Origin of the sequence: Kitasatospora sp. MBT66 (assembly GCF_000710405.2) — a bacterium.
Lineage (GTDB): Bacteria > Actinomycetota > Actinomycetes > Streptomycetales > Streptomycetaceae > Kitasatospora > Kitasatospora purpeofusca.
In genome coordinates this window covers 30,900-31,486 of record NZ_JAIY01000007.1, presented here as the reverse complement: position 1 = coordinate 31,486, position 587 = coordinate 30,900, and the positions used below count along the sequence as shown (strand labels likewise).

Genomic DNA, 587 nt, shown 5'->3' with positions numbered 1-587 from the left:
GGCCGTACCGGCGGCTCGGCGCCGGATCACCTGCCGCGCAGGCCCTTGTCCAGGGCGGCGATCCCGCTGCCCCGCGCGTCGTCGCCGTCCAGCGACCAGACCATCACGCCGCCCAGGTCGTTCCAGCGGGCGTAGCGGGCCTTCTCGGTGAGCACCTCGGCCGAGTCGAAGCTGTAGAAGGTGGTGCCGTCGTACCTCCAGGACGCGCCGTGGTCACGGTCCACGTAGGTGCGGCCGGGCAGCGCGTTGATCTCCTTGTAGGAGAGGTCCGGCGCCGTACCGGTGGCCTTCTGGTAGAGGCCGCCCCGGTTCCCGGCCGGCACACCGGTCCAGCCGTGGCCGTAGAACGGCGCGCCGAGGACGGTCTGCCGCGAGGGCAGGCCGCGCTCGCCGTAGTGGACGACGGCCTTGTCGGCGCTGCGCTGCCGGGCGTCGGGGTCGGTCGGGTCGGCGTAGAGGTTGGCCTGGTGGTTGGCCGGGCCCTTGCCCTCCCAGGGGCCGTGCAGGTCGTAGGTCATGAGGTTGAGCCAGTCGACCGACTCCGCGACCTCGGGCAGCTCCAGCCGGTCGGCGACGGTCTCGTTGGC

At 72.9% G+C, this 587-nt stretch carries 1 protein-coding gene; it reads right to left on the bottom strand.

Features of this window, described 5'->3' with window-relative positions; translation table 11 throughout:
- Window positions 1-26 precede the first annotated feature (26 nt).
- On the bottom strand, window positions 27-587 hold a 561-nt coding region (locus BI06_RS19475; RefSeq protein WP_149030437.1), incomplete at its 5' end, for a glycoside hydrolase family 18 protein.